The following is an 18,898-nucleotide window of genomic DNA, read 5'->3' on the forward strand; positions in this document are numbered from 1 at the left end:
ATTCTAATCTTAGGTACATGATTAAATTGATTGATTGTTATGGAATAGAGTTCATCAAAAAAGGAAAAAATCGTTACTACTCTCCTGAATTAAAACAAGAAATAATTGATAAAGTTCTACATGAAAACTGGTCTCAAGATAGAGTTACTCTCGAATATGCTCTCCCAAATCGTGGTATGCTTCCAAATTGGATGGCACAATACAAGAAAAACGAGTATACTATTGTTGAGAAAACAAGAGGGAGAGTACCTAAAATGGGACGTAAACGTAAGAAAACTTGGGAAGAAATGACAGAACTAGAGCGACTCCAAGAAGAGAATGAACGCTTACGTACCGAGGTGGCTTACTTAAAAAAGTTAAAAGAGCTAGAAGACAGGGACGAATCCTTACAACGAGAAAGGCAGAGACAATTAGAGAAATGGCTTCAGGAGGATTTCGACTAGATTTACTTCTTGAAGCGGCTCGTTTACCTCGCTCAACTTACTACTATCAGTTGAAACAACTGGATAAGCTTGACAAAGATAAAGATCTTAAAGCTGAAATTCAATCTATTTTTACTGAGCACAGAGGAAATTATGGCTATCGCCGAATGACTCTTGAATTGAGAAATCGTGGTTATATGGTCAATCACAAAAGAGTCCAACGCCTGATGAAGGTCCTTGGTTTAAGTGCTCGAATTCATCGTAAACGGAAGTATTCTTCATACCAAGTAGAGATTGGAAAAAAAGCAGACAACCTTATTCCACGTCAGTTTGAAGCGTCCAAGCCAATGGAAAAGTGCTATACAGATGTGACAGAATTTGCCATTCCAGCAAGTACTCAAAAGCTTTATTTGTCTCCAGCTTTAGATGGCTTTAACAGCGAAATTGTCGCTTATAAACTTTCTACTTCACCAAACTTAGAACAAGTGGAAGCTATGTTAAAGCGGGCCTTCAGTGAGGATCATTACACAAATACTATTCTCCATAGTGATCAAGGATGGCAGTATCAACATCAGTATTATCATCATTTTTTAGAGGGTAAAGGAATCCAACCGTCCATGTCACGTAAAGGAAACAGTCCAGACAACGGCATGATGGAATCTTTCTTTGGCATTTTGAAATCAGAAATATTTTATGGTTACGAGAATACATTTAAGTCGCTTAACCAATTGGAACAAGCTATTGTAGAATATTTTGATTATTGCAACAACAAACGAATTAAGGTAAAACTTAAACGGAAAAGACAATCGCAAGTGACTTCAACCAAACCACACACGATTGCCTCTATACATCGTCTCATCAGAACAATGTATTACCTCATAAAGCATAACAAACTTTACGATTATACTTCTACCCAAAATCGGTAAAATTGTTTATGCCATATTATTGTAACACCTTATCAAAAAAATCACTAGGTAAGGTGTTGGTTTTGTGTACACTTTTTACACTAAACTTTAGCTCAAAAAAAGATAATTTCCTTCGTTTGACATATGGAACTCAAACTATTTTTCATCAAATACCTTGATATACTTGACAAATGGTAGAAAAGGACTCAGTCCTGTGCAATACAGAACTAAATCCTTTGCGTAAATTAATTGTCTAACTTTTTGGGGTCAGTACACTGATAACCTATCTTTTATTAATAGTTTAGATATTGTTCAATTTCGGATTTTTGGATTTCTTTTCCGTAGTGACAAATCGGGCAAGAAAGGAAATAAGTTTTACCGTAAGGAAAGAGCGGAATCCAGTAAAGAGTATACTTGCGTCCGTATTCCATAATTTCCCAAGTACCAACATTGTTACAATGGCCACATTCGATAGCAGTTAGTGTATGTCCCAATAATTTTTGGTAACCTTTTGAACCCCAAAATAGAATCATTTTATAATCTCCTTAAAGTTAATATCATTTTATGATGGCACATCAACGTCTTTAGCAAAATGTTCCTTGATCTTAGTTCGTTTTTACTTTCCCATCCCATGAATCCAAACCATAGGACAAGATATAGATATCTTTATAGCCCTGTTTTTTCAAGAAGAGAGCCGCATTGGTCACACGGGAACCACGACTGTTCTCATAGAGCAAGACTGGTTTATCTTTGCGAAGAGCAGACAGACTCACTTTTAACTGGTTAGAAGGAATATTCCGGGCTCCCAAAATATGCTTAGCGTGGAACTCATTTGGATCACGCAAGTCCACTAATTGGCCTTTGCGGATCAATTCTTCAAACTCTATATTGTCCACAATTTTTGCAGCCCGACGGATACGGAAGTAATTGTAGCCCATCCAGCCAAACATCCCTAAAACAATCAACCATACTAAAATATTTGTTAAACTCACTTTTCTTTTTCCTCTTCTAAATAGCGTAATTCCTGTGCGTGTTCTCTACGTAAGACGGCTTCTGCTTCTAGATAATCCAATTTTTCCATCAGCCCAGCGTCATAGATCCTTTTCAATTCAATCTTCATTAATTCGATGTCATAAAGTCGTTTTCCGACATAAATAATGATTCCAAATTTTTTCAGAAATTGTTGAACGTCGTACAGGGTTTTCATGTGCTTATTCTATCAAATCTTTCAAGTATTTTCAAGATGGCCCCTATTTTATTTACAGGAAAAATCACTTCCAAACAAAAATGAGCCTCCCAAGCAAGGAAGGCTCGTTTGTTTATTTTCAGATTACAAACCTGGTGCTTGACCTAATTCAGCGGCAATCATCCAGATATGTTTTTCCAATTCAGCTTTTGCACCAACAAAGATATCGTTGGTCACGTCATCTCCTTCAGCATCTGTGATATCCAAGGCTTTTTGATAAAGACTTACCAAGTAGCGGAAGATAGAAAGAACACGTCCCAAATTTTCTTCCATAGAGCGTTCGAATGAACCTTTTTCTTCTTGGATGTTGCTGTGTTCCAAGAACTCAACCATGCTAGCATAAGGAGCACCACCCAAGGTAATCAAGCGTTCACTGACTTCATCAAGAGTCGCATCCAAGCTTTCCATGTACTCATCCATTTTTGGATGCCATACGAGGAAGCCACGACCACGCATATACCAGTGTACTTGGTGCAAGGCAATATGAGCGACATAAAGGTCTGCCACCACTTGATTCAAAACCGCTTTTGTATCGGTTAAGCTCTTGCTTACTTCGCTAATAGTTGCAAATGTTGCTACGTCTTTTGCTGCTTCTTTTTTAATTGTTGTCATAACTAAATTCTCCTTTTTTAGAATTATTCTAATTTAGTTATATTATAATCCTTCTAATTAAGAAATGCAAGAGAAAATGCTTAAATAAGAAAAGTTAGAAAATTGTTTCAGTTCTAATCGTTATTAGTCATCTTTTTTACGAATTATATAAGTATGATTAACTTTTATTTTTTTACAGTCGGTGCCTGCATCGCCTCCTTTTTAGGGCTCGTCATTGACCGCTTTCCAGAAAGCTCCATCATCTGTCCGAGAAGCCACTGCGATCATTGCCAACAAACCTTAAGACCTCTGGACCTGATTCCCATTCTCTCACAAGTCCTCTTTCGATTCCGTTGTCGCTACTGCCAGAGTCCTCTTCCTTATTGGTATGCCCTTTTTGAAGGCTGGAGTGGCCTCCTTTTTTTGCTATGCTATCAGGGCTTTCTTCCCATTCCTCATCTCCTGCTTCTGCTTGGCAGTTGTGTTTTGGCTATCTATGATTTGCGCTCCATGGAGTACCCTCTCCTTCTCTGGCTAATACTCCACACTCTTTGCCTGCTTTGCACCGGTCCTACCCTCTTAATGGGAGTCTTTCTCTTCTTAGGAATTCTATCTTGTCTTTACTCCATTGGCATTGGAGCAGGGGACTTTCTCTTACTGGCTACTTTTTCTTTGACCCTCTCAGCTACCCAAGTCCTCCTAGTCATGCAAGGGGCTTCCCTCATTGGTCTCCTGGTCTTTCTCTTTAAAAAAGAAAAAGACCGGATTCCTTTCGTTCCCTGTCTCTTTCTGAGTTATCACGCTTTACTGCTTTATACGATGTTTTGCAGATAAATTCTTCTTATTTTGCAGCTTTCGCTTCTAGATAATCGGCGATGGCAGCCACATCCTTATCCCCACGTCCGGAAACATTGATGATGATGATCTTGTCTTTATCCAATTGTGGAGCACGTTTGACTGCTTCTGCAATTGCGTGTGAGCTTTCAATGGCTGGGAGGATCCCTTCTGTCTTACTGAGAAGAAGAAGAGCTTGAACTGCTTCATCATCTGTCGCAGCTACATATTCGACACGACCAGAATCTTTAAAGAAAGCATGCTCTGGACCAACCCCTGGGTAGTCCAAACCAGCAGAGATTGAGTACACTGGCGCTACTTTTCCATCTTCTCCAAAGACAGCATAGGTCTTCATGCCATCGACAACTCCAACAGTCCCCTTGGTCATGGTCGCTGCGTGCTGGTCTGTGTCCAAACCATGTCCTGCCGCTTCAACTCCGACCAATTTGACTTCTTCATCACCTACATATTGGGAGAAAGCACCAATAGCATTGGATCCCCCACCGACACAGGCAATCACATAATCCGGCAAACGACCTTCTTTTTCCAAGATTTGGCGTTTAGATTCTTCACTGATCACTTTTTGGAATTCATGAACAATGGTTGGGTAAGGGTGAGGGCCAACAGCAGAACCCAAAACATAAAAGGCATCCAGATCCGCCATCCATGCTCCAAACGCAGCATCAACGGCATCTTTCAAGGTCTTTGTACCTGTTTCAACTGAGTGGACGGTTGCTCCCATCATTTCCATGCGGAAGACATTCAAGCGTTGGCGTTCCACGTCTTCTGCCCCCATGTAGACATCACAGGCCATGCCGAACTTAGCTGCTGCAGCCGCTGTAGCTACACCGTGTTGACCGGCTCCTGTTTCAGCAATCACGCGCGTTTTGCCCATGCGTTTGGCCAAGAGGATTTGCCCCAAGACGTTATTTAACTTGTGCGAACCTAGGTGATTCAGATCTTCGCGCTTCAAATAAATTTTTGCCCCACCTAAATGTTCTGTCAAACTTTCCGCAAAGTAGAGCGGAGTTTCCCGTCCAGAATAATCTTTCAAATAATGTTTGTATTCTGCGATAAATTCTGGGTCATTTTTGTATTGTTCAAAAGTTGCCTCTAATTGATCCAGCAAGTTTTGAATGGGTTCTGGTACGAAAGATCCACCAAATTGTCCGAAATAGCCTTTAGTTTCTGTCATGATTGTGTCCTCTTTTCTATATCTTCAATTCTGTTTATGATTTTTTCTCTCGCCGGTCCTTTGAGCTGCAGTCTCACTGGATCCCTTTGAGATACAAAAAACCTCACACAGAAAAATCTGTGTGAGGACGATTCGATACCGCGGTGCCACCCCAATTGTAGGAAGACATTCTTTCTCCTACATCTCTGACCTGTCTAACAACAGGGTGCACGATAAGGTGTGCTCACCGAATTTTTATTGTTTCAAATTCATCATCATAAACGCATCAGCCCATTTCAAGATTCACCACTGCTTGTTCGCAATCACCACAAGCTCCCTGGAAGTGAGAAAAACCTCTACTTTTCTGATGTCTTGAAGCTATTATAGCTCCCGCTTCTGACTTTGTCAACCCAAAATTTGAAATCGTATTCAATCGTTCGGATTTTAGTCCAAACTAAGATAGATTATCCTTACCCATAGAAGCTTGCACCCATTTAAAACACAGATAGGCTAGGTAGCCTCCCAGAGTATTGGTCCACAAATCATCTATCTCAAACACCCGATTGAAATCAAACAAGAGGTCTAGCACAATCTGACTAAGCTCGATCCACACACTCATCCCTAGACTAAAGCAAAGGACGCGTTTCCGAGTGCCTAGCCAAGGCCAGAGCCACAGCAGTTGAAAGACCAAAGGAGATAAGAGAAAAATATTGGCTATATTCTGTACAAACACCTTGATCAGCTGGAGCAGACTAGTCACTTGACCTAGGTTGATGAGAGAATTAAAGGGAATCAGTAATACGACTACACGACCAAAATGCTGAATCCCAGGTGTTTCCATCCCTGGTTCAGGCTGCTGGGGAAGAAAACACAGGAGACAGAGCAGGACAAAATAGAAGAAACTGCCACCTAGTAGCAGTTGTCTTCCTTTTTTTGTTAATTGCCCTTCTTCTATCAGCCTGTTGTTACGGTTGAGCTTCTTCAACAATGGCTTTCTCCCGGTCTCTCTTCATCGTATTAGAACGCAATTGTCCACAAGCAGCATCGATATCTGTTCCATGCTCTTGACGAACCACGCAGTTGACTCCGTTTTTCTTCAAGGTGTCATAGAAGGCCATCACGCGCTCTCTTGGACTCCGACTATATTGGTCATGTTCACTAACTGGGTTGTATGGGATCAAGTTGACATAAGATAGCTTCTTTATCTTTTTGAGGAGTTCTGCCAATTCCAAAGCTTGCTCGACACCATCATTGACTTCGTTGAGCATGATGTACTCGAAGGTCACCCGACGGTTGGTCGTTTCGATATAGTACTCAATGGCCGCAAACAATTTCTCAATCGGGAAAGCCCGGTTGATTTTCATGATGCTAGAACGCAAGTCATTGTTTGGAGCATGAAGTGATACTGCCAAGTTGACCTGAACCCCTTCATTGGCAAAGTCACGAATCTTATGAGCCAAGCCAGACGTTGAAACGGTAATGTGGCGGGCACCGATAGCTAACCCCTTGTCATCATTGACCGTACGGACAAAGCTCAAGACATTCTTGTAGTTGTCAAACGGCTCACCAATTCCCATCACAACGATATGGCTGACACGTTCATCTTGTCCACGTTCGTCAAAGTATTTTTGAACCAACATGATTTGGGCAACGATTTCCCCACTGTTCAAGTCGCGTTGCTTCTTAATCAAACCAGATGCACAGAAAGTACAGCCGATGTTGCACCCTACCTGAGTGGTGACACAGACTGACAAGCCATAATGTTGACGCATCAATACCGTCTCGATCAACATACCGTCTGGCAATTCAAAGAGGTATTTGACAGTCCCATCTGCCGATTCTTGAACGATTCGTTGTTTCAAAGGATTGATCACGAACTGGTCGTTCAAGGTTTCAATCAAGTCCTTCGATAGGTTGGTCATTTCTTCAAATGACTGGACGCGTTTGCGATAGAGCCATTCCCAGATTTGGGTCGCTCGGAATTTCTTTTCACCATTTTCTTCTGCCCACTCGATCAGTTCTTGTCGAGTCAGGCCATAAATTGAAGGTTTCATCTTATCTCTTTTCTCTCTTTACTTTTGACGGATGACAAAGTGGCGTTCTTGCTCACCCTGTGCATCTTTTTTTCTAGACCGCTGACGGTTCTTTTTCTTTGGTTGAGAAGTCTTTTGTTTTTGCTCTTGTTCACGTTCTCGTGGCTGATTTTTAGAACGATTTCGGCGATTTTGACGACCGCCACGCTTAGCAGAACGATTCCCCTCTTCCTGTTGTTTTGGAGAAGATTTCTTGTCAAAGGATGCTCGACGAGGTTCTGCATTTTCTAGGACAAAATAAGCACAGCCATAGCTACAGTATTCTAATAAATAATCTTCCAGACGGCTGATTTTCTCTGCATCTGTGACTGGGCGATCATCTTTATAGAAGCCACGTAGGCGCAACTGTTCATTGCTCCAATCACCGACAATGTAATCAAATTTGGTCAAAACCTCTGAAAAACGCTGGCCAAAGACCGTCGCATCAAAGGCATCATTTTGATTCTCAACCAGCTCAAATGTCAATTGTTCTGCTAGCACTTGACTGCCAACCAGACGAAATTCCGGTCCGGGATATTTATTGTAATTAAATAATTCAGGGGATATTTCTTTGCGCATAGCCTTCCTTTATTCATACCTTTAGTTGTAACACTTTATTTTATCATAAATCCCTATCTTTAGATAGAATTTCAACGGAAAAGAGAAAATCTGTAAAAAGTCTGACGATTTAATGTACCTCTTCTTCCTGTCACATTATAAAAAGCAGGCTTTTTCAAAGCCTGCTCAGATGGAAAATAAAGTCTTCTGAAAAACTTTCCTTAGGTGAGTACGGACGTCAGCGAACTTCGTAGAAGTTCCATGACTAATTATTGAGCCTCTTCGCTCTTTAATTTCTGGGCTCAGGCTAAAACAGTTCCCCGAACTGTTTTAGCCTCAATAATTCCGTGTGCCTGAAACAATTGCGTTTCAGGCACTTTTCTCACGGCGGAAAGTTTTTTAGATGACTTCGTCTTCAATCTAAAACAAAGAAGGCAATCTTTGTCTCTATGAATATTCATTGCTGGATGGAAGAGGCAAATAAAGAGTAATTTTGGTATAGCTATTGGCCTTAGAATCAATTTCCATATGATAGGCTTCGCCAAATTGAAGATGCAATCGTTGGTCCACATTATTCAAGCCAACACCTCCTAAACGAAGAAGGGTTTGGTCTGTTGACTCTGATCGGTCAAACCCTCGTCCATTGTCAAAAATCGATACGCAGGCGGAGTCTCCACTGACTTCAGTCGTCACTCGAATAAGACCTGGCCGATCAATCTCTTTAATGCCATGGTAAATCGCATTTTCCACTAAGGGTTGAAGCACTAATTTGGGGAGCTGATAGTCGCCCAACCGTTCATCTTCTAGAATTTCATAGTTGAGCTTTTCACCATAACGTTGCTTTTGAATGAAAAGATACTGGCGGATATGGTCGATTTCATCTCTCAGTAGGATTTGTTCCTGGCCTTGGTTGAGAGCTAGTCGAAAATATTGAGCCAGAGACTTGGTGATATCAACCACGCGCCGACTATCATTAAACTCCGCCATCCAGACAATCGTATCCAAGGTATTATAGAGGAAATGCGGATTAATCTGAGCCGAAAGTGCCCGCAACTCGTAACGCCGTGCGTTCTGCTCCTCTTCTTTAACCTGTTGCATGAGGTTATCGATTTGGTCCAACATGGCATTAAAAGCTTGAGCGAGATCCACCAATTCTGGAGATCCTTTGGCTGCAGCTCTCACGTGAGCATCTCCTGCTCCAATCCTCAAAATGATAGCCTGAAGGTCTCGTAAGGGTTTGATCCACAAACGCAGAACAAAGCCGATCCCTATTAAACACATGATCAAAGCTAGTAATCCTAGACCAATGAAAGAGTATAGGAGCTGCGACTGAAGCATCTGAAGTCCTTCAAGTGAAGCCACTCCAATCAAGGTCCAATCACTATTTGGAATCGGAACCTGATAGATAAAATTCTGCCCTCCTTTTGCATAACCATCTTTCACAGCAATATAGGGCTGCATGGCCTGCATTTCTTGGCTGGAGGAATAGACCGCCTTTTTAGGATGGTAGACAAACTCATGCTTTTGATTAATGATAAAACTAAAGCCTTGCTTCCCTAGTTGAAGGTGATCCAAGTAAGCCTGAAGGCTATCGTAGCCAATATCCAAGCGTACTACTCCGAGATTTTGTCCGGTCTGATCGACCACTTCTTGGGTAATAGAAACCACCCATTTTTCTTTTTCCGAGGTCAAGGATTCCTTTCGAGCTGGCGTCAAGACCGGCATGGCTCTTTCCTTAATCGCCTCTTGATACCAACTTTCATTCATCATATCTGAAGAAGTCTGCATGCTGATTTTGGTATCTGTTGCTACCAGACGTCCGTCCTTAGTCACCAGGACTGCTGAGACCAGGTCCGGATCCGTTTCAATCATCGTTCGCATCAAGTGCTGAACCGTTTCTTGATCCGCACTCTTGTCTTGGGCAAATTGCCTAACAGCCTGTTCCTTGCTAAGCACTGTTGTGGTCTGCTTTAATTTTTTTAGATAGGAGGTAATAAACTGACTGCTTTGATCGATACTATTTCTTGTCGTCCGCTCTGTTTGCTGGCGGATTGTCCCTGAACTCGTTTGATAGTAAAGGCTACCAATAAGACAAAAAAGGAGGAGAATGAAGAGAAAAAAGTAGAGGACCAGCTGAATCAGCAAGGGATATCGTTTCATTCATGCTCTCCTTTTTTGTACTGCCTTGGCGTCACCCCAACAACCTGCTTAAAGCGTTGAGAAAAATAGTTCATATCTTCAAAACCAACCTGATCGGCGATCTCATAAATCTTTAAATCTGTCGTGAGAAGTAAGAGGCGAGCCTTCTTCATGCGCTCTTGGATGAGGTATTCTTGAAAGGGAAGTCCCAATTTTTTCTTGATCAATACACTTAGATAAGAGGGACTGAAACCAAGTTGATAGGCCAAATCCTTCAGGGTTAGCTGGGAATCTGCTAAACGAGCATGAATAGCTTCTTCTAAGTCTGTCGAATAACCATGACTGACCAAATCTTCGACTTGCGCCTTTTTTCGCTCTTGATCGAGTTTTCCTTTCACCTTTGCTAACATCTCTTCGATATCATCTTTTGAAAAAGGCTTCAGCAAATAATCATCTGCACCTAACTTGATGGCTTTCCTCGCAAACTCAAAGTCATCATAACCTGTCAAAAAAATGATATGACAAGACGGAGACTGCTCTTTGACGAGATGGGCCAGATCCAAGCCATTCATCTGTGGCATATTGATATCAGTCAAGAGAAGATCAGCTGGTTGTGCTTGAAATTTTTCCCAAGCTATTCGCCCATTCTCCGCTTGGTCAATGACCTTCATCCCAAACTGTTCATAATTCACTAGAGAAGTCAGTCCCTGCCGAACCAACTCTTCGTCTTCTACAATCATGATTGAATACATGTGTTTCACCTACTTACCCTTATTATACTCATTATATCAAAGTAGGTCGCAAAAAGTCTCAGACATAGTCCAACAAATAGCCGTAGCCCTTTTCCACCATCTCTGCTTTAGGGATGAATTTGATTGACAAGCTATTGATGCAGTAACGAAGGCCACCTTTTTCCTTAGGTCCATCAGTAAAGACGTGGCCTAGATGGGAATTTCCTACTCGACTCCGAACCTCTGTCCGAGTCATATTGAAACTCTTGTCTTCCTTGTAGGTTGCCACATCCGGACTGATCGGTCGGCTAAAGCTTGGCCAACCACAACCAGAATCAAATTTATCTTTTGAGGAGAAGAGAGGCTCTCCTGTTACGACATCCACATAGATGCCCGCTTCAAACTTATCCCAATAGCGGTTAGAAAAAGCACGCTCTGTATCATTCTCTTGCGTCACTGCATATTCTTCGGGCGATAACTTCTTCTTGATCTCTTCATCGCTCGGTTTTGGATAGCGACTAGCGTCAATAACCGGATAAGAAGCTTGATTCACATCAATGTGACAATAGCCATTCGGATGTTTCTGTAGATAGTCCTGATGGTAGTCTTCCGCCTTGATATAATTAGCAAGTTCTTCTTTTTCTACAGCCAAAGGTTTATCATACTTCTTCGCCACCTCTTCAAACACTTGGTTTATGGTTGGCAAATCTGCTTCATCAGTGTAATAAACTCCTGTCCGATATTGACTGCCCTCATCATTTCCCTGACGGTTTTTTGATGTTGGATCAATAATCCGGAAATAGTGTAGAAGCAGTTCTTTCAAGGAAACCTTCTTGACATTATAGGTGATGTGTACCGTTTCAGCATGCCCTGTTTGCTTGACCAGTTCATACTTGGTGGTATCCCCTTTCCCATTGGCATAACCTGATTCGGCATCAATGACACCCGGAACACGGGAAAAATACTCTTCCACACCCCAGAAGCAACCACCAGCTAGATAGATTTCTCGTTGGTCTTCTGGATTGACTTTTTCTTCCTTCTTTTTGTTTGCTACTGGTGTCTGACTCATGGACGCTTTTTTGATCTGCTCAGTCGTCGCATCTGATGTATCCAAGGCCATGGATCCTTTGATAAGGAAAAAGAGTCCAAAACAAAGCAGGCCCACTAAAAGAACGGAAATGAGTTTCCATTTTGTTTCCATTTTATGTCCTCCTTACTTCATTTCTTTTAGAGTCTGGACGATGTCTTCCTTGCTCATATAACCGATATGGGTCTTAGCGAGAGTTCCATCGCTCGCAATAAAGAGTGCCGATGGATAAGAACGAATCCCATACTCTTTTAGCAGTTCCCCTTTACTATCTAGCAAGACTGGGAAATCCTTGTAATCCAAAGACTGGTACCAGTTTTTGAAATCTGCTTCCGATTTTTCACCATTAAAGGTTGGAGCTACAACGGATAAGACCACATAATCCTTACCCGCCTCTTCTTTTGCCAACTCATTTGTGTCGCCTAATGTTGAAAGACAGATTGAGCACCAGGAAGCCCAAAACTTGAGATAAACTTTCTTCCCTTTGTAATCTGATAAGCGGTAGGTCTTACCGTCTACTCCTTGCAGGTTAAACTCTTGAACCTTCTTTCCAGCTTGCTCTGAAGTTCCCATTGTGGATGTCTGCTTAGTCTCACTTTTGTTGGATGATTCCATTCCTTGGTTAGAGCAAGCCCCCAAAAGTCCAGTACACAAGAATCCTGCAGCTACTAAAGCTAATTTTTTCATGTCTTCCTCCTCTTTAATAAATAGGGAGAAAGTCGCCCAAGCAGACGACTTCCTCTTCCTACTGTCCTTTATTGGTCTGATTTCATGTCAGATGAGTCACTCATGTCGTCCTTCATCTCTGAATCGCTAGATTTCATCTCATCCTTTTTCATATCGTCCTTCATTTCAGAACTGCTGTCAGACATCATAGATGAATCTTTCATGTCTTCTTTTTTCATTTTATCATCGGACATGGATGAATCCTTCATGTCATCCTTCTTCATATCGTCCTTCTTCATCATACTACTATCGTCCGTTTTTTTCATGTCTGAATCTGATTTCTGTCCAGAACAAGCTGCTAAAGTGACGATGCTAAGTGTAGCAATAGAAAGTGCAAGAATTTTTTTCATGATTTTTCTCCTTTAATCATTTAAGATTAGTGAAACAGGGATGCGAGGCTATTAAGATTTCCTAGCATCAGCAAGATGCCCATCAAGATGATGAGGGCACCACCAATTTTTTTCAAGGTTCCCATGTGGGGCTTGAGTTTAGCAAAATGTTGTAAAACCCAGCTAGAAGCTAGAGCCAAGACTAAGAAGGGTAGCGCCAAGCCTAATGTATAGACCAGCATCAGGAGAGCGCCTTGTAAAGCCCCATCTCCTCCAGAAGCTGCAATGGCTAAAACAGAGCTCAAAACTGGTCCGACACAAGGGGTCCAACCAAAACTAAAGGTTACCCCTATCAGAAAAGCATTGAAGAATTCATTGCGTTTTTCGTCCTTCTTCAGTTGGATACTCTTTTGTTTTTGGAGTTGCTGAAGATTGATGAGGCCCATCTGATGGATTCCCAATAAGATGACAATCCCTCCTAGTAGGTAACGAAACCAGGGAGCATAGAGTACCTGACCAAGGGCACCTGCACCATAACCTAGGATGAGAAATACGGTTGATAGACCAACAATAAAACAGAGGGTCTTGACCAAACCATACCAAGAAATATCTCTTCCAAAAATACGCACCGTTTTTTCATGCTCAGAATCTAATAAGATCCCTACATAGACTGGCATCAGTGGCAAAATACACGGGGAGAAAAAGGATAGAACTCCCGCTAAGAATACTGAAATGGAAAACAAACTGGTTTGAATCATTTCACTACCTCCCTTTCTTTCTGACACTAGTATAAAGAAAAAATCTCTCTAAAAATAGAGAGATTGATATGCAAAAACTTGAATTTGATTGGAAGATGAATATTCCGATCTACCAACATCAGCTCATACTTTCAAGTACAAACTATGTCGAGCAAGCTACTTTAATTCTTTTTCAAATAGTCGATGGCATCCTGCAAGGTTTTGACAGGAACAATTTTCATCTTGGTCTTAATTTTCTTAGCTGTTTCTACCGCTTCGTCGTAGTTGCTCTTAGCATTCGGATTGTTCTTTTTAACTTCCTCTGTCACCGGATTATCAGGGGCAAAGAAGATTTCAGCACCAGCGCGATCTGCTGCTACGACTTTTTTATCCACTCCACCGATATCTCCGACAGTCCCATCATGGTTAATGGTCCCTGTCCCTGCGATATGGCGTCCCTGACGAAGGTCTGGATCCGCTACTTGGGTATAGATGGACAAACTAAACATCATCCCGGCACTTGGACCACCGATGCCAGCTGTCGCAAACTCAATCGGCACGTCACTCTTCACTTCTGTCCGGTCAATCAAGCTAATCCCAATCCCATTCTTGCCATTGACCAACTTAATAATCTTTCCTTCAGCTGTCTTGGTCTGACCATCTTCTGTGTAGGTCACTGAGACCTTGTCCCCAATTTTTTGGGAACCAACATACTCGATGAGCTCTTTTGAGCTCTTGAAGGTTTTGTCATTCACGGCCGTAACCGTGTCCGCAATATTTAGAACGCCTTTGAAGGTAGAGTCTTCTGCTACTTGCATGACATAAACACCTAAGAATTCCATCTCTGTCTCTTTTCCAGCCGTTTTCAATCCTTGGTATTTGGCAGTATTTTGAGAGGTCTCCATATAAAATTGATTGATCCGGAAAAATTCCTCACTGGAACTGCCACCAGTCATTTCTTGTTCAGAGTGGATATCTGTAAAAGGAGTCATCCAGGCATAGACTATATCCGAGAAGGTCGCTTGCTTGACGGCAACAGTGACAAAATCATACGAACCGGATGCTTCATCATTTTTCTGGTTGACGCGCATCACTTGGCGAATATCTTCTGAACTCCCGGGCATTTCCAGATAGTAGGGCAGGGGAACAAAGAAAGCTAGCAAGGCCAAAATCAGAAGCAAGGTCCCAATAAGGGGCCAACGATAGGTCCTCCACACACTATCTTTTTTGCGTATAGGTTCAAATGGGCTTTCTGGTAGCTGAGCCCTCTGTTTCTCAAATTCATTCATTCCTTTTATTTCATCTCCTTTATAACACTCTCTGGGACATAGGCACTGACATCCTGCTGGAAGGTCAGCAACTCGCGAATTCTCGTCGAGCTCAAGGCCTGGTACTGGGGCTGGGCACAGAGATAGATGGTCTCAAGCTCTGGAGCCAGCTGGTGATTGAAGTAGTCCATATTGCTTTCATAGAGGAAGTCCTGGCCATTGCGCAACCCGCGAACCAAGCTCGTCACCCCATACCGTCTAGCCACTTCTACAGCCAACTCTGCCTCCGAAGTGATGACTCTTACATTGGACAAATGAGCCACTGCCTCTGTCACCATGGCTTCCCTTTGCTCAATGGTAAAATAGCCCTTCTTCTCATGATTAAAGAAGATGCCTATATACAAGCAATCAAACAAGCGACTAGCTCGCTCTATCAAATCCAAGTGTCCCAAGGTCATTGGGTCAAATGAACCTGTAAATAATCCGATTTTATCTGACATAAACCGTTACCTTACTAATTCCGTAGATTTTTTCTTTCCAGATTCCTAGACAAGCAATCTCCTCAGGCAAGTCCACTGCCTTGTCTGTCTCACAGACGACCATGACCTCTTCTCCCAGCAAGTCTCGTTCAGCCAGCGCCTCAATATCGGCTACGATCTGCTCCTTGGCATAGGGAGGATCTAAGAAGACAAGGTCAAAGGCCCCCTGCAATTGGCCGAGAGCTTGGTGAGCCTCCATCTTCAGCAATTGAAACTTGTGGCTTTCCTTGGTCATTTGGATATTGCTAGCAATGATCCCTTGGGCTCTGCGGTCCTTCTCGACCAAGACAGCCTGCTCCATCCCCCGCGATACCGCTTCGATGGACAAGCCGCCTGAGCCAGCATATAAATCCAAGACCCGCCCCCCATCAAAATAAGGACCGATCATATTAAACATGGCCCCTCTCACCTTATCTGAAGTGGGCCTCGTTGTCTTTCCTTCGAGCGTCTTAAGAGGACGCCCTCCATAGGTACCTGATACAATCTTCATAGAGATTATTATATCAAAATTTGGATAAAAGATACAAAAACACCCACCCTCTCCAATCTGAGATTTGCTGAACCAAATCCCTTTCGCTACCAAAGAAAATCCTCTCACTTTTCTCTTGAAGTCCGAATTTATTTTTGTTATACTATACGTAACTTTTAAAACGTTACATAGGAGAATGCAGATGTTTGATGCAAAAAAATTAAAAGACCGGCGACTTGAGTTCGGCCTGACCCAAGCCCAGGTCTACGAATCCTTAGAGATTAGTCGCAAGACCTACTCTAGTTGGGAGAATGGCTTAGCAGAGCCACACGATAAAAACCTCAGGAGGTTGGCCAAGCGCCTCTCCGTTAAAGAGGACTACTTTGTCGACAAGAGCTCAGCGCTTTTCACCTACCCTCTACTAACTCCGCCCCATCAGAAAAAGGTCGATCTCTTGGCCAGCCAACTCTTAGCAGAGCAAGAAAAGGTGGTCTCTTTGATCCCTTACCGTGTCCTCTCTATCGACTTGGCAGCTGGACATGGTCATACCTTTTATGACAATGAGACCGACTACGAGACCGTTTATTTTGACCAAGAGATCCAACACGACTTCGCCTCTTGGGTCTCTGGAGATTCTATGGAACCAAGCTATCCAAACGGTTCCGTTGCCTTGATGAAACAGACTGGATTTGACTATGATGGAGCGGTCTACGCCCTCATGTGGAACGGGAAAACCTATATCAAAAAAGTCTATCGGGAAGAGGAGGGCCTCCGCCTAGAGTCCATCAACCCCGCCTATGATGACCTTTTTGCACCCTACGAAGATGAACCAAAAATCGTCGGCATCGTGGTCGGCCACTTCCTCCCTCTGGAGGTCTAGACATGCTTTTTGATTATTCACGTGAGCCTCGGTCTGACATTGCTTTTGTGGATATGAAAAGTTTCTATGCCAGTTGTGAATGCGTCCGCCTCGGTCTCAATCCCTTGACGACCTCTCTTTGTGTCATGAGTCGGAGCGACAATTCTGCTGGCCTCATCTTAGCCAGTTCCCCCGTCTTTAAGCAAGTCTTTGGAAAGAAAAATGTCGGACGTAGCTATGATCTGCCCTTTGATCTCAAGACTAGGAAATTCAATTACTACCTAGCCCGTAAGCAAGGTCTACCTACAGATCCAGCCTTTGTCCACTATATCGAAAGTTGGGCCAAGCGCACCTTTATCGTTCCTCCTCGCATGAATGCCTATATCCAGGTCAACATGGAAATCCAGCAAGTCTTTCAAGAATTTGCTGCTCCAGATGATATCTACCCCTATTCCATCGATGAGGGTTTTATCGATTTGACCAGCTCTCTCAACTACTTTATTCCTGATCCTCAGCTAGACCGACGCTCCAAGCTGGATCTTCTTTCTGCTCGGATCCAAAAGCGCATTTGGCAGCAAACTGGGATCTATGCTACTGTCGGGATGAGCAATGCCAATCCGCTCCTGGCCAAACTGGCTCTGGACAACGAAGCCAAGCACCAGAAAACCATGCGGGCTAACTGGTCTTACGAAGACGTCTCCAGTCGTGTCTGGCAGATAAAAAAACTGACCGATTTCTGGGGGATTGGCCATCGAACAGAAAAACGCCTGAACAAACTAGGCATTCACTCCATCTATGAGCTGGCCCAGGCCAATCCAGACCAGCTCAAAAAAGAATTTGGAGTCATGGGCGTCCAGCTCTGGTTTCATGCCCATGGGATCGATGAAAGCAATGTCCATCGCCCCTATCAGCCAAAGTCTCACGGTCTAGGAAATTCGCAAATCCTTCCCCATGACTACCACCACCAAAGCGATATTGAATTGGTCTTTCGGGAGATGGCTGAGCAGGTCGCTATCCGCTTGCGTCGGGAAAAGAAAAAGACCCAACTGGTCTCCATCCACGCCAGCTACTCCAAACAGGAACAGCTCCCCTCCATCCACTGCCAGCGAAAGATTGAACCGACCAACTCTACCGCTCAATTAGCCAAGGAAGTCATCCAGCTCTTCCGTTCCCACTACCAGGGAGGAGCCATCCGGCAGATCGGAGTCTTTTATGGAAAGCTCGTAGAGGAGAGTTTCCAGCTGATTTCCCTATTTGATGACCCTGGACAAACCCAAAGAGAAGAAGCCCTCCAAGAGACCATTGACCACATCCGTGACCGATTTGGATTTGCTTCTCTACAAAAGGGATCTGCCCTATTAGAAAATTCGCGCGCTCTGGCTCGAAGCAAACTGACCGGAGGCCACTCTGCAGGAGGTTTAGATGGCTTAGCATGATTGATCGTTCTTATCTCCCCTATCAGTCGGCACGCGACTTCCAAGACCGGGGCATGGCCAAGTGGGCTGGCTTCTTCCTCTCTGAGCATTCGACGGCCTTACAAACAAACCACCTCTCTCTAGAAGAGCTTCGCCTCCTCTCAAACCAAGAAATCCGTCGTCTACTCGAGCAGGCTTATCAACAAAAGACTCCCCTCTCCCTGTCTACCCTCCAGGACAATCAAGTCGCCGTCTACTATGGCAAGGTCTATACCTTAAGCTCCTCTGAAGTCCTCATTAAAAATGGCCAGCACTATCACTCTCTCCTTATTTCGACTATTTTTTCTATTGAACCAGGAGATTCTAGCTATGAAACCAGCTCTGAATAAACACGAACTCCAATTTGATTATTTTTCAGATAATTACCAGCAGTTCGAGCATGATTTTTACCGCCTGGCAACGACTGCGACCCCCTTGGTCTTTTTAGAAGATGACCTGCTCCGTTCCATGTCGACAGGTCAGCGAAACTATTTCAGACTCCACCACACCCAGAGTCGCGACCATCGTGACCACTACTTTCACTTTTGCGTCTCCACCCATCCCCAATCCCCACTGACACGGATTTATACCTACCTAGGGCACAGCCCAACCACAGAATACAAAGCAACCTCCTAGATAAACTAGGAGGTTCTTTTATCATGTTGATGAAGAGGATTTCGCAACCCAACCAATCGCGTCTGCAGGAGGATTGTCCACATCAATCCAGATGAAGTCAATTCCAATTTCACCGTTTTTTA

23 protein-coding genes and 1 other annotated feature are annotated in these 18,898 nt (G+C 43.2%); of the genes, 6 read left to right on the forward strand and 17 right to left on the reverse strand.

The window, feature by feature from the left end; genetic code table 11:
* Positions 1-1,348, forward strand: a protein-coding gene (locus ADF75_RS02720) for an IS3 family transposase (protein ID WP_422664239.1) whose coding sequence is annotated in 2 segments (ribosomal slippage) — positions 1-348 and positions 348-1,348 — 1,349 coding nt annotated over the 2 segments. Because the reading frame shifts where the segments join, the coding sequence is not laid out codon by codon here. This gene is flagged as partial in the annotation.
* Positions 1,349-1,620: 272 nt separating this feature from the next.
* Here ADF75_RS02720 and ADF75_RS02725 read toward each other — a convergent pair.
* From ADF75_RS02725 to ADF75_RS02740, 4 genes are all read right to left on the reverse strand, one after another.
* On the reverse strand, positions 1,621-1,860 hold the full coding sequence (locus ADF75_RS02725) for a zinc-ribbon domain-containing protein (protein WP_082162644.1): 240 nt from the start codon (positions 1,858-1,860) through the stop codon (positions 1,621-1,623).
* 72 nt (positions 1,861-1,932) lie between these two features.
* Positions 1,933-2,277 (reverse strand): rhodanese-like domain-containing protein, encoded by a 345-nt coding sequence (locus ADF75_RS02730; protein WP_048789071.1) that lies wholly within the window; start codon positions 2,275-2,277, stop codon positions 1,933-1,935.
* A gap of 38 nt (positions 2,278-2,315) precedes the next feature.
* Positions 2,316-2,534: a YqgQ family protein gene (locus ADF75_RS02735; protein ID WP_006596794.1), complete on the reverse strand. Its 219-nt coding sequence runs from the start codon at positions 2,532-2,534 to the stop codon at positions 2,316-2,318.
* A 123-nt stretch (positions 2,535-2,657) separates the two neighbouring features.
* The gene (locus ADF75_RS02740; protein WP_006596795.1) at positions 2,658-3,185 is read right to left on the reverse strand and encodes a Dps family protein; all 528 of its coding nucleotides are present in this window, start codon (positions 3,183-3,185) and stop codon (positions 2,658-2,660) included.
* A 153-nt stretch (positions 3,186-3,338) separates the two neighbouring features.
* Here ADF75_RS02740 and ADF75_RS02745 point away from each other — a divergent pair, with 153 nt between their 5' ends.
* Complete coding sequence (locus ADF75_RS02745; protein WP_048789046.1) at positions 3,339-3,998, forward strand: prepilin peptidase; 660 nt, start codon at positions 3,339-3,341, stop codon at positions 3,996-3,998.
* 7 nt (positions 3,999-4,005) lie between these two features.
* On the opposite strand, the gene trpB is transcribed toward ADF75_RS02745, so the two are convergent.
* The 13 genes from trpB to rsmD all read right to left on the reverse strand — a co-directional run bounded on the left by trpB (position 4,006) and on the right by rsmD (position 15,848).
* A complete protein-coding gene (gene trpB, locus ADF75_RS02750) occupies positions 4,006-5,193 on the reverse strand; it encodes a tryptophan synthase subunit beta (RefSeq protein WP_048789047.1) in 1,188 nt (395 codons plus the stop codon).
* Between the two features lie 120 nt (positions 5,194-5,313).
* Positions 5,314-5,549: a binding site (T-box leader), on the reverse strand.
* Between the two features lie 77 nt (positions 5,550-5,626).
* Entirely contained in the window at positions 5,627-6,160 is a 534-nt protein-coding gene (locus tag ADF75_RS02755; protein WP_192831468.1) for a VanZ family protein, read from the reverse strand.
* On the reverse strand, positions 6,138-7,226 hold the full coding sequence (gene rlmN / locus ADF75_RS02760) for a 23S rRNA (adenine(2503)-C(2))-methyltransferase RlmN (protein WP_006596799.1): 1,089 nt from the start codon (positions 7,224-7,226) through the stop codon (positions 6,138-6,140). Before rlmN ends, ADF75_RS02755 begins: the two co-directional genes overlap by 23 nt.
* A gap of 18 nt (positions 7,227-7,244) precedes the next feature.
* Positions 7,245-7,823 carry a YutD family protein gene (locus ADF75_RS02765; protein ID WP_048715804.1) on the reverse strand — a complete coding sequence of 193 codons (579 nt, stop codon included), beginning with the start codon at positions 7,821-7,823 and terminating at the stop codon, positions 7,245-7,247.
* Positions 7,824-8,249: 426 nt separating this feature from the next.
* A complete protein-coding gene (locus ADF75_RS02770) occupies positions 8,250-9,962 on the reverse strand; it encodes a cache domain-containing sensor histidine kinase (protein ID WP_048789048.1) in 1,713 nt (570 codons plus the stop codon).
* Positions 9,959-10,693, reverse strand: a complete 735-nt coding sequence (locus ADF75_RS02775) for a response regulator transcription factor (RefSeq protein ID WP_048789049.1) — start codon at positions 10,691-10,693, stop codon at positions 9,959-9,961. Before ADF75_RS02775 ends, ADF75_RS02770 begins: the two co-directional genes overlap by 4 nt.
* A gap of 58 nt (positions 10,694-10,751) precedes the next feature.
* Entirely contained in the window at positions 10,752-11,873 is a 1,122-nt protein-coding gene (gene msrB, locus ADF75_RS02780; RefSeq protein ID WP_048789050.1) for a peptide-methionine (R)-S-oxide reductase MsrB, read from the reverse strand.
* A gap of 12 nt (positions 11,874-11,885) precedes the next feature.
* Entirely contained in the window at positions 11,886-12,446 is a 561-nt protein-coding gene (locus ADF75_RS02785) for a redoxin family protein (protein ID WP_048789051.1), read from the reverse strand.
* Positions 12,447-12,514: 68 nt separating this feature from the next.
* Positions 12,515-12,835, reverse strand: a complete 321-nt coding sequence (locus ADF75_RS02790) for a hypothetical protein (RefSeq protein WP_048789052.1) — start codon at positions 12,833-12,835, stop codon at positions 12,515-12,517.
* Between the two features lie 26 nt (positions 12,836-12,861).
* Entirely contained in the window at positions 12,862-13,572 is a 711-nt protein-coding gene (gene ccdA2, locus ADF75_RS02795; RefSeq protein WP_048789053.1) for a thiol-disulfide oxidoreductase-associated membrane protein CcdA2, read from the reverse strand.
* A gap of 161 nt (positions 13,573-13,733) precedes the next feature.
* On the reverse strand, positions 13,734-14,840 hold the full coding sequence (locus ADF75_RS02800; protein WP_048789054.1) for a SepM family pheromone-processing serine protease: 1,107 nt from the start codon (positions 14,838-14,840) through the stop codon (positions 13,734-13,736).
* Positions 14,841-14,845: 5 nt separating this feature from the next.
* Positions 14,846-15,319 carry a pantetheine-phosphate adenylyltransferase gene (gene coaD, locus ADF75_RS02805; protein ID WP_006596809.1) on the reverse strand — a complete coding sequence of 158 codons (474 nt, stop codon included), beginning with the start codon at positions 15,317-15,319 and terminating at the stop codon, positions 14,846-14,848.
* Positions 15,309-15,848, reverse strand: coding sequence for a 16S rRNA (guanine(966)-N(2))-methyltransferase RsmD (gene rsmD, locus ADF75_RS02810; protein WP_048789072.1), 540 nt, complete (start codon positions 15,846-15,848; stop codon positions 15,309-15,311). The genes coaD and rsmD overlap by 11 nt, the downstream gene beginning before the upstream one ends.
* Before the next feature lie 181 nt (positions 15,849-16,029).
* On the opposite strand from rsmD, the gene ADF75_RS02815 reads away from it, so the two are divergent.
* The 4 genes from ADF75_RS02815 to ADF75_RS02830 are packed head-to-tail and all read left to right on the forward strand — an operon-like array spanning position 16,030 to position 18,776.
* Positions 16,030-16,707 carry a helix-turn-helix domain-containing protein gene (locus tag ADF75_RS02815; protein ID WP_048789055.1) on the forward strand — a complete coding sequence of 226 codons (678 nt, stop codon included), beginning with the start codon at positions 16,030-16,032 and terminating at the stop codon, positions 16,705-16,707.
* Between the two features lie 2 nt (positions 16,708-16,709).
* Positions 16,710-18,122 carry a Y-family DNA polymerase gene (locus ADF75_RS02820; RefSeq protein ID WP_048789056.1) on the forward strand — a complete coding sequence of 471 codons (1,413 nt, stop codon included), beginning with the start codon at positions 16,710-16,712 and terminating at the stop codon, positions 18,120-18,122.
* Positions 18,119-18,490, forward strand: a complete 372-nt coding sequence (locus ADF75_RS02825; protein ID WP_048789057.1) for a hypothetical protein — start codon at positions 18,119-18,121, stop codon at positions 18,488-18,490. The genes ADF75_RS02820 and ADF75_RS02825 overlap by 4 nt, the downstream gene beginning before the upstream one ends.
* Positions 18,471-18,776 (forward strand): DUF5960 family protein, encoded by a 306-nt coding sequence (locus tag ADF75_RS02830; protein ID WP_048789058.1) that lies wholly within the window; start codon positions 18,471-18,473, stop codon positions 18,774-18,776. Before ADF75_RS02825 ends, ADF75_RS02830 begins: the two co-directional genes overlap by 20 nt.
* The last annotated feature ends 122 nt before the right edge of the window (positions 18,777-18,898 follow it).

Source organism: Streptococcus sp. 1171_SSPC (assembly GCF_001069335.1).
Classification (GTDB): Bacteria; Bacillota; Bacilli; order Lactobacillales; family Streptococcaceae; genus Streptococcus; species Streptococcus xiaochunlingii.

Excerpts from the sequence above, each read along its gene's own strand:
- ADF75_RS02725 (WP_082162644.1), bottom strand. The coding sequence starts at position 1,860 with ATGATTCTATTTTGGGGTTCAAAAGGTTACCAAAAATTATTGGGACAT.
- ADF75_RS02730 (WP_048789071.1), bottom strand. The coding sequence starts at position 2,277 with ATGTTTGGCTGGATGGGCTACAATTACTTCCGTATCCGTCGGGCTGCA.
- ADF75_RS02735 (WP_006596794.1), bottom strand. The coding sequence starts at position 2,534 with ATGAAAACCCTGTACGACGTTCAACAATTTCTGAAAAAATTTGGAATC.
- ADF75_RS02740 (WP_006596795.1), bottom strand. The coding sequence starts at position 3,185 with ATGACAACAATTAAAAAAGAAGCAGCAAAAGACGTAGCAACATTTGCA.
- ADF75_RS02745 (WP_048789046.1), top strand. The coding sequence starts at position 3,339 with ATGATTAACTTTTATTTTTTTACAGTCGGTGCCTGCATCGCCTCCTTT.
- trpB (WP_048789047.1), bottom strand. The coding sequence starts at position 5,193 with ATGACAGAAACTAAAGGCTATTTCGGACAATTTGGTGGATCTTTCGTA.
- rlmN (WP_006596799.1), bottom strand. The coding sequence starts at position 7,226 with ATGAAACCTTCAATTTATGGCCTGACTCGACAAGAACTGATCGAGTGG.
- ADF75_RS02765 (WP_048715804.1), bottom strand. The coding sequence starts at position 7,823 with ATGCGCAAAGAAATATCCCCTGAATTATTTAATTACAATAAATATCCC.
- ADF75_RS02770 (WP_048789048.1), bottom strand. The coding sequence starts at position 9,962 with ATGAAACGATATCCCTTGCTGATTCAGCTGGTCCTCTACTTTTTTCTC.
- ADF75_RS02775 (WP_048789049.1), bottom strand. The coding sequence starts at position 10,693 with ATGTATTCAATCATGATTGTAGAAGACGAAGAGTTGGTTCGGCAGGGA.
- msrB (WP_048789050.1), bottom strand. The coding sequence starts at position 11,873 with ATGGAAACAAAATGGAAACTCATTTCCGTTCTTTTAGTGGGCCTGCTT.
- ADF75_RS02785 (WP_048789051.1), bottom strand. The coding sequence starts at position 12,446 with ATGAAAAAATTAGCTTTAGTAGCTGCAGGATTCTTGTGTACTGGACTT.
- ADF75_RS02790 (WP_048789052.1), bottom strand. The coding sequence starts at position 12,835 with ATGAAAAAAATTCTTGCACTTTCTATTGCTACACTTAGCATCGTCACT.
- ccdA2 (WP_048789053.1), bottom strand. The coding sequence starts at position 13,572 with ATGATTCAAACCAGTTTGTTTTCCATTTCAGTATTCTTAGCGGGAGTT.
- ADF75_RS02800 (WP_048789054.1), bottom strand. The coding sequence starts at position 14,840 with ATGAATGAATTTGAGAAACAGAGGGCTCAGCTACCAGAAAGCCCATTT.
- coaD (WP_006596809.1), bottom strand. The coding sequence starts at position 15,319 with ATGTCAGATAAAATCGGATTATTTACAGGTTCATTTGACCCAATGACC.
- rsmD (WP_048789072.1), bottom strand. The coding sequence starts at position 15,848 with ATGAAGATTGTATCAGGTACCTATGGAGGGCGTCCTCTTAAGACGCTC.
- ADF75_RS02815 (WP_048789055.1), top strand. The coding sequence starts at position 16,030 with ATGTTTGATGCAAAAAAATTAAAAGACCGGCGACTTGAGTTCGGCCTG.
- ADF75_RS02820 (WP_048789056.1), top strand. The coding sequence starts at position 16,710 with ATGCTTTTTGATTATTCACGTGAGCCTCGGTCTGACATTGCTTTTGTG.
- ADF75_RS02825 (WP_048789057.1), top strand. The coding sequence starts at position 18,119 with ATGATTGATCGTTCTTATCTCCCCTATCAGTCGGCACGCGACTTCCAA.
- ADF75_RS02830 (WP_048789058.1), top strand. The coding sequence starts at position 18,471 with ATGAAACCAGCTCTGAATAAACACGAACTCCAATTTGATTATTTTTCA.